Annotated in this window: 6 protein-coding genes and 2 pseudogenes; 5 read left to right on the top strand and 3 right to left on the bottom strand. The window is 71.5% G+C overall.

What is annotated here, in order from left to right; all coding sequences use genetic code 11:
- The 5 genes and pseudogenes from VP06_RS34860 to VP06_RS11915 all read left to right on the top strand — a co-directional run.
- Positions 1-252: pseudogene (locus tag VP06_RS34860) on the top strand (IS5/IS1182 family transposase); the annotation flags it as partial.
- A 17-nt stretch (positions 253-269) separates the two neighbouring features.
- Positions 270-368, top strand: a pseudogene (locus tag VP06_RS36245) (IS5/IS1182 family transposase); the annotation flags it as partial.
- 80 nt (positions 369-448) lie between these two features.
- On the top strand, positions 449-916 hold the full coding sequence (locus VP06_RS11925; protein ID WP_245291154.1) for a hypothetical protein: 468 nt from the start codon (positions 449-451) through the stop codon (positions 914-916).
- Positions 913-1,617: a hypothetical protein gene (locus VP06_RS11920; RefSeq protein WP_048463991.1), complete on the top strand. Its 705-nt coding sequence runs from the start codon at positions 913-915 to the stop codon at positions 1,615-1,617. Before VP06_RS11925 ends, VP06_RS11920 begins: the two co-directional genes overlap by 4 nt.
- A gap of 436 nt (positions 1,618-2,053) precedes the next feature.
- Entirely contained in the window at positions 2,054-4,864 is a 2,811-nt protein-coding gene (locus tag VP06_RS11915) for a caspase family protein (RefSeq protein WP_048463990.1), read from the top strand.
- A 75-nt stretch (positions 4,865-4,939) separates the two neighbouring features.
- On the opposite strand, the gene VP06_RS11910 is transcribed toward VP06_RS11915, so the two are convergent.
- The 3 genes from VP06_RS11910 to VP06_RS11900 form a co-directional block, all read right to left on the bottom strand.
- On the bottom strand, positions 4,940-5,530 hold the full coding sequence (locus VP06_RS11910) for a hypothetical protein (RefSeq protein WP_048463989.1): 591 nt from the start codon (positions 5,528-5,530) through the stop codon (positions 4,940-4,942).
- Positions 5,527-6,444, bottom strand: a complete 918-nt coding sequence (locus VP06_RS11905; protein ID WP_048463988.1) for a hypothetical protein — start codon at positions 6,442-6,444, stop codon at positions 5,527-5,529. The genes VP06_RS11910 and VP06_RS11905 overlap by 4 nt, the downstream gene beginning before the upstream one ends.
- A gap of 1 nt (position 6,445) precedes the next feature.
- Positions 6,446-7,647, bottom strand: a 1,202-nt coding sequence (locus tag VP06_RS11900; RefSeq protein ID WP_048463987.1) for a hypothetical protein, incomplete at its 5' end; no start/stop codon positions are given.

The following is a 7,647-nucleotide window of genomic DNA, read 5'->3' as shown; positions in this document are numbered from 1 at the left end:
TGGCGGGTACAAGAAACGGTTCATCGATGCCGTTCAATCCGGGTTGAAACGTGCGGTCGAGGTGGTTCTTCGACCAGAGGGGTCGAAGGGCTTTGTTCTCCTGCCGAAACGATGGCGGGTCGAGCAGAGCATTGGCGTTCTCACGGGCTCGCGCCGCCTCAAGGTCGACTATGAAACGTTGCTCCACGTCTCGGCCGGTACGATGCTTTTGCATCAATCGGGCGGATGCTCGCATCAATCACTATGAGTTAACTCTTTCCTAACGGACTCTCAAAGACTTCCGCCGCATCGCCACCCGCTACGACAAGCTGGCCCGCAACTTCGCCTCGGCTCTCGCTCTAGCTGCCGTCATCGCGTTCTGGTGCTGATTGAGTCTCAACCCTAGTCGACGCCAGTGCGCCCGTGAGACGGATCGACTGGAAGTTCGTGTTCTGACGAGGCAGCTACCGTGAGCACGAATACCCCTGACACCAATGCCGCGGGTCGATGTCTCAGCCCTTCTTCGAACGAAACGATCGCACCGAGCGTCGGCATCTTCTGGGGCGTGCTGGACGGCGGGCGCACCGTGCTGGTCACCGACCGCACGACCATGACCGAGGCGGAGATCTACGGCGACTGCCTCACCCACCCGCGCGGGCACCACGAGGTCTGGGAAGCATGGCGTAAGCTCGGATCCACGGCGCTGCGCCGCCGTGGCCTGCCGCCGGCCATCGCGAGCTACGAGTACGAGGCATTTCCGCGCGGGCGGGTGGTCTACATGCGCGAACCGGCGCTTTTCACCCTCTACGCGGACCAGCGCCTGCAGCGGCCGGAGACGGTCGCCGAACTCGTCCAACTGTTCGGCCTCGCCAGCGAGCGACACGCGGTGCGCTCAGACGCACACTATCGCACCCGGGGCGGAGGGCAGCTCACATGACCGGCAGCTCAGCAGACGTTGAGGCGCTACTGGTTGACGTCAACGATCTGAGCAACCCGACGCCCGGCATGCTGCCGGCAATCTTCCGCGACATCGTCGGACGCCTCGACGCAGCCGGTCTCGCCTACGCCGTGGTCGGCCGCATCGCCCTGGCGCTTCACGAACAGGCGCGGTTCGTCGGCGAGATCGAGATCGTGGCTGATCTCGGCGCGGGCGGGCGCGAGCGCGGCGCGGAACTCGAACAGGCGACGCGGGCACGATTTTCAGCTCACATGGATCCGAGCCTGTGCGCTAAGCCGATCTTACTGACGCTGCGTCCCTGCATGTGCCAGCTTGAGGCAGGGCTGCTGGCTGAAGCGACCACCCGCCAGTGGTTCGGTGTCCAGGCACGGCTGGCAAGCGCGGAGCACCTCCTCTGGCTGTGGTGCCACACCGAGGGTCCCGACCATGCCATGAACGCGAGTGCGCTCATCATGGGCGGCACAGTCGACCTCTACTACGTACGGAATTTGCTGCGCGCGACGAACGACGTCGAGGAAAGCGGTCAGCGGCGGCTGCGGCTGGCAATCGGCGACGCGGTTCTGTCGGCAACGTCCTCGTTCAGCAGGTTCATGGCGGAGCGGCGCATCCGGCTCGACCCGAACCGCGTGCCGATCTGGCGCCTGCGCCAGTCGGAGACCGCGAACGGCGATGACGGCTGAGAGCATGGTCGTCCACCAGGCCACGGGCGTATAGCGCTACGAGGGGCGACTGGGTCCACGGCCCCAGCCGACCCGGACCGTCGCAGGTTTTCCGCTGATCCCGACCGCGCCAAGTGTTTGAGACTTGGCACCTCCCGACGGGCTAGCTCTGCCTTCATACGGCCTCGACAGCAGCCGGCGACCTGTAGCTCGCCCCCCGCGAGAGACGAGGGCACGCTCCCGTGGAGCTCGGCGGGGCTGACGCGAACTCATGACCCATTTCAGACTCTGGACATCAGTAAGCAGAAGGTCCGCTATAGGGTACAAGCTGCACGATCCGGCGGCCGAGCACAGTTCTGGGCGAGGCGTGGCGGGCGGCCGACGACATGCGGACCGGCATGAACTCGGCTAAGGTCGAGATGCCGCGGCGTCCCTCGCGGGGGGGTGGGCGCGAACCATGCGACATCGTCGCTTCGATCTGCCGGGTTCGAGCACGGTGCCGACGCGCCGCGCCGATCCTCCGGCCATACGGCCGGAGGCCTTCGTCGAAGCGGAGACGCGTCTCGCCCTGGTGATGGGCAACGGCCGCTATCGTGACATGCCTCTGGCGAATCCGATCCGCGATGCCGAGGACATCGCCTGGGGCCTCGAAGGGCTGGGCTTCTCTGTCCGGCTTTTGAAGGACGCCGCGCTCGCCCCGATGCAGGAGGCCCTGGTCGCCTTCGCCGACGCGGTGGACGAGGCCGGGCCGGAGGCGGTCGCCGTCGTCTACTATGCCGGTCACGGCGTGCAGATGGAGGGGACGAATTTCCTGATCCCTGTCTCGGCCGAGATCACGGCCGCCCGCCATCTCGCGACGCGGGCTCTGCCGCTGGAGACCCTCGCCCGGGAACTCGGGCGGCGGTCCCGGAAGGCCACGGTGATCGTCCTGGATGCCTGCCGGGACCGATTGGTCGGCGACGAGTCCCAGGATGTCTCCGCGACGCAGGGCATGGTTCGCAGCCGCCTGCCGCGCCCGACGCAACTCGTCTACTCCACCGCCGCCATGGCGAGCGCTCAGGACGGCTGGGGCGGGCACAGCCCCTTCGCCCTCGCGCTGATGGAGGAGATGCCGAGCCTGTTGGTGCCCGGCACGCGCATTCAGGACGTGTTCGACACGGTCGCGGCGAAGGTCAGCCTGTGGACCGGGGAGGCCCAGACCGTCGCGGTGTACCGCGAAGGTGTCCTGCCCCCCTTGACGCTGACGGCAGAGGACGAGGCGCGGCGGCAGGCGTGGAGCCGGCGGCCCTACCGGCTGGGCCGCCGGCAGATCGCCCGGCGGGCCGCCGCCGCCGCCGCAATACTGGCGCTGCTGACGGCGGTCGTCCTGTGGATCTCCGCCTATCCCGAGACCCGGACCGGGCTCATGCTCAGGGCCGGGCTGCTCGACAGGACGCAGTACGACTTCGCCTGCGCGCCGCCATGGGACGAGACGTCCGACCGCTACGGCCTGACACGGCGCGACTGGTGTCTGAGCCTGAGCAACGACGCCATCGTCGGGAGGGTGACGGCGGCCGGGCTCTGGCAACGCGCCGTCGAGCCGGGCTTCGCCGAGGGCGATCCCAAGGCCCTGGCTCTGAAGGCCATGGCGGCAGACGAACAGGGGCGTGCGCCCGGGCATGACGAGGCGGCGCGGGCGCGGCTCCTCGCCGAGGCCGGAGCCCTCGCCCGCCGCGCGGCGGCCACGGACCTGCCTCGCGGCCGCCTGCTCGGCTGGATGCTGGGCGACCGCCTCGCGGGGCTCGACTTCAACCTGGGCGCCCTTCTGGCGGATCTCGATATGGCCGGCGCCCGGGGTGTCCTCCTCGCCAAACTCTTGCGCCAGAGCACGGCCCGGAATGTCGCGGGAATGACCGGCAGCGCGCATGGGGCCGATCCGACGGCTGGGGTCGAGGCGGCGCTGGTGGAGGCCGACGCGCTCGACCCGAGCGGCGAGACGGCCTACGGCGCGGCGCAGCTCTACCGCAGCGGGTCCGCTTTCACCGGAGGCGCCGTGCAGATCCCCCGCTACCGGGCCTGGCTGCGCCGGGCCGCGCGCGCTGGCGTGCCGGCCGCCGCCGCCGAGTGGCTCGTGCGCGCCCAGTCGGACCCGGATCTGCGCCTGTCGGCCTCCGAGCGCCGCGACCTGATGGCGGTCGCGGCCAAAGCCGACGATCCGCCCGGCCTCTATTGGCAGGCGATGCTCCGGGTGGAACGGGACGGGCTCGATGCCGCCGCGGCCCTCGGCGCCGAGCCGACCGCAACTCTGCTCAGGCGATCGGCGGAAGCAGGCTATCCGGACGCGATCCAGCTCTTCATCGAGGCGGCGCTTCGCCCGGGCGCGGGGCGCAGCCCCGACATGGCTGAAGCCGTCACGTGGCTGCGCCGGGCCGTTGCCGCCGGCAACCGGCGTGCCGCCGAGCGCCTCGCCACGCTCCTGGCCTACGGCGCCCACGGCTCGGACGGCGCGGTCCTCGTCTCCCCCGATCCGGCCGCCGCGCGGGACCTCGTCGAGCGTCCCGAATGGCGCGACGAGCCCTGGGCCCTCGGCCTGCTCGCGGACCTGCTGCGCTACGGCCCGATCCCCGGCCGCGATCCCGCCCGGGCCTTCGCTCTATGGCGCTTCATCGAGCAGCGCATGCCTGATCCCCGGGTCGCCCTCCGGGCGAGGACGGAACTCGACCGGGCCTGGACGGAGACGAGCCTCGCGCAGGGCGCCGCCGCCGACCACGCCTTTGCGAGCGGCGCGGCGGACGCGCCTGTCACGGTCACGGCCTTTGTCGCGGCAGATTGCTTGGGATGCCGCCGCTTCCTCTACGACGTCCTGCGGCCGACCATTGCCGTCTTTGCCCCCGCGAAGGTCCGCTTCGAGGTGCGGCCTGTCTGGCGCGACGATGATCCGGGCGCGCTCGAGGCCGCTTTGGTGGCGGCTTGCGCGGCAAGACCGGAGGACCGGTTCCGCCTGTTCGTCGCCTTGACCAATGCCCAGGCGGATTGGGTGCATCTCACGACGACGCCGGAGCGGCTCGCGGCCTTCGGCCGAGCCATCGCCGGACTTTCGGGAGCGCCGGACGATCCAGCCCGTTGCGTTGCCGACGAGGCGGCCCGGGTGAGCCTGACCCGGCAGCGCGATGCGGTCCGCGCTCTGCCGATCGCCGTGACGCCCATGGTCTTCGTCGGCGGTGCGGCCGGCGATACCGAACAGGCAGAGCCGCTCAGGAGGCTGATCGCCAGCCAGCTGCCGCCCTGACGGCCGCAAGCCGGCGGACCGGTCGCGCGCCATGCTCTGCGCGCGTCGTCGTGCATGGCTTCCCCGATCCGGCGGTCAGCCCGTGGGCAGTTCCGCGCAAGTCGGCCGGCGCAGGCGGGCGTAACGGCCGAGCCCAGTCACGAGCGGCATCTCGTCGATCCGGTACGTCCAGCCGCCATCCCGGTGCGTCAGGGCGACGGCGTAGACCGGGCCGCCGGGCTGCCACGGGCTCCAGCGGCCGGCGGTGCCGTTCCGACCGATCGCGACCTGACGCACCGAGCCGGCGCTGTAGGTGAAGCGGCCCGCCCAGCGGATCCCGTTGCGTCGGTCCGTGGGCGTGGTCGTCTCGCGAGCATCGAGGTGCAGATCCGCCAGGGCGACGTACAGGGTATGCCCCGTTCGCGCCGCCGCAGGGCCTGCGTCGAGCGGGTCGGCGAAGCCGCCGGTTCTGGGCGGAACAACGTCGATGGCCACGACGGCGACCTGCCCGCAGCGGGCCCGATAGGTCCCGAACAGGGCGTTGGCGCGGGCCGTGCCGTCGCTGCGCGGGTCGGCGGGCACGGCTTCGTCGGTCTGCGGCGTGAGGCCAGCCTGCAGCCGGCCGGAGCCGAGGGCAAGGAGGACGAGCGCGGCGGCGGCGCAGGTTGCGGCGATGACGGTCTTCATGGTTCCGGCCTCGACAGGGGCGGGATCTCGGGGAGATCCGAGGCCCGAGACCTATCGGGCCTCGCGGCCATTGGCTGTTGCGCGGCGTTGTCGGGCATTGCAGCCGGGCGCGGCGTGGCGGGGGCGCCGGTGGGCAGCGGCCAGACCAGATCGAAAGCCATGAACATCGCGGTCTGAACGCAAGCGGGAAAATCCCGAACGCGCCCACCCGCGGCTGTGCAGTGCAGCGCGTCGACCTCATGGTCCTGCTGCGCGCGCAGCAGTGCCAGACAGCCGAGCACCAGCGTGTGAGCCGGCAGGCTCACGCCGGTCTCGTACAGGGCCATCTCCATCTGACCCGCATGGTCTCGCACCCGGTCGACCAGCGCGCGGAGTTCCGGCGGCGGGGTCCAGACGCTGTCGACAAGGCCGCGTCTCAGCACGGGATCCTCCCAGTCGAGCCGGGGCGCCAAGGCGAGCAGGAGGTCGCCGAGCGGCTCCGGCTCCGGTTCGCGCGCGTCGCAAGCGTATGCGGCCCAGTCGAGTCCGAGGGCCGCGAACACCCGCACGGGCCTCCAGAAATGGCCGTCGGGCGGAACCCGTCCGGATCTGATCATGAGCAGGGCGCCGAGGAGAAGGCTCTCGGGCTCGCGGCGGTGCTCGGCGCAAGCGTCGCGGATACGCCGGGAGGTGCGCGCCCGCGCGCACAGGGCCGCGAAGGCCGGCGGCGCCTCGGACCAGGGGGCACCGCGCAGGGCCGCCTTCAGGCCGGGCGCGGCCCAGTCGAGGCTGCGGGCAAGGTCCACGAGGTCGGGACCGAGCGGCGGATCGGGCGGCTCCGGCGGGTAGAGGCCGGGGTCCGGCATGCCGGTCGGCTGGTTCCAGGGCCACCGCCCCCTCAGCAGGCGCTCGACCCAATCCCGCCACGCGATCATCTCACCCTCCCGGCCGTCTGACGCGCAGCCGGGGCGCCGGGGCGATCAGGGGCACGAGGCGTCCGCCCGAGGCGGTGTAGACCGTGTCCGGCGCGATCCCGTCCTGGCCGACGACCCCCCAGAGCCATGTGCCCCTCGTCACGTCCTGGGCGATGAGGAGCGCGCCGGGCCCGCCGCACACGCTGCCCCTACGCACCACAACCACGGCGTCGCGCCCGCCCTTGGCCGCGACGGCGTGGCGGCTCCAACCGAGGGCGAGGCCGCGGTCGCCGCAGATCGCGTGGCCGGGTTCCACCGCGATGGCGACCCCGTCGTCGTCGGCGGTCGCGCTCCCGCCGGGCAGGCCGACGATGGCGAGGCCCCCTGCGCCGACCCGGGCCGTGCCGCCGCCGGCCGCCTGAGCACGCAACGGAGTTTCCTCGATCATGCCGGCCCAGGCGATCCCCTTCGCCCCTGCCTCGGCCCGGCCGTGCTCGCACAGGGCGATACCCCGCCGGAGCGTCCGCGCCGCTCCCGCCTCCATTCCCCAGGCGATTCCGTCCTCGCCCGCATGCGCCTCGCCGCAGGAGGCCGCGACGCCGCGGTGGCCGGCGACCGCGAGGGCGGGCCGGCGCAACCGGGCCGGATCCCCGGTCAGGACCGGCACGTCGAGCTCGTAATCAAAAGGGATTTCGTCGGGTTCGACGGGCAGGTCGTCGTCGTCGATGACGCCCTCGGAACGGATCCGATCGACGGAGTGGACTTTTGCGGGATGAAGACGGACCGCGGCATCGTCCCCCACGAGGCCGATGTCGATGTCCATGCGCGACGGGTCGACGCCCATCGCGGCGAGGGCCGCGACCGCCCCGCGAAGGTTCCCCTTGTAGAGGACGTCGCCGCTCTCGACGCGCACGTCCCCGTCAGGTCCGACAGGCGTGCAGCAGGCGCCCTTCGCCAGCAGCAGCGAGCAGGCGCCGCCCTCGGGAAGGGAACCGGCGCCGCGCCCCCAGGCCAGGCCGGTTCGCGGGCGGACGAGCCGCCAGGCCTCGTCGTGCGCCGAGTCGGGCACTGGGGGCGCCAGGACGACGGTGTCATCCTCTAAGATCAGGAAATGGTTGCAGCGAGCGTCGGGATCGTGGCGGACCGCGACCTCCCACCAGGGCGAGATCCACCAATGCGCGCCGGGCGGCGCGGCGACATCGGGCACGGGCGCGGCCGGCCGCG

It is taken from the genome of Methylobacterium aquaticum (genome assembly GCF_001043915.1).
In the GTDB taxonomy this organism is placed as follows: domain Bacteria; phylum Pseudomonadota; class Alphaproteobacteria; order Rhizobiales; family Beijerinckiaceae; genus Methylobacterium; species Methylobacterium aquaticum.
The sequence above is the reverse complement of the archived record's forward strand: the minus strand, read 5'-3'. Positions and strand labels throughout refer to the sequence as shown.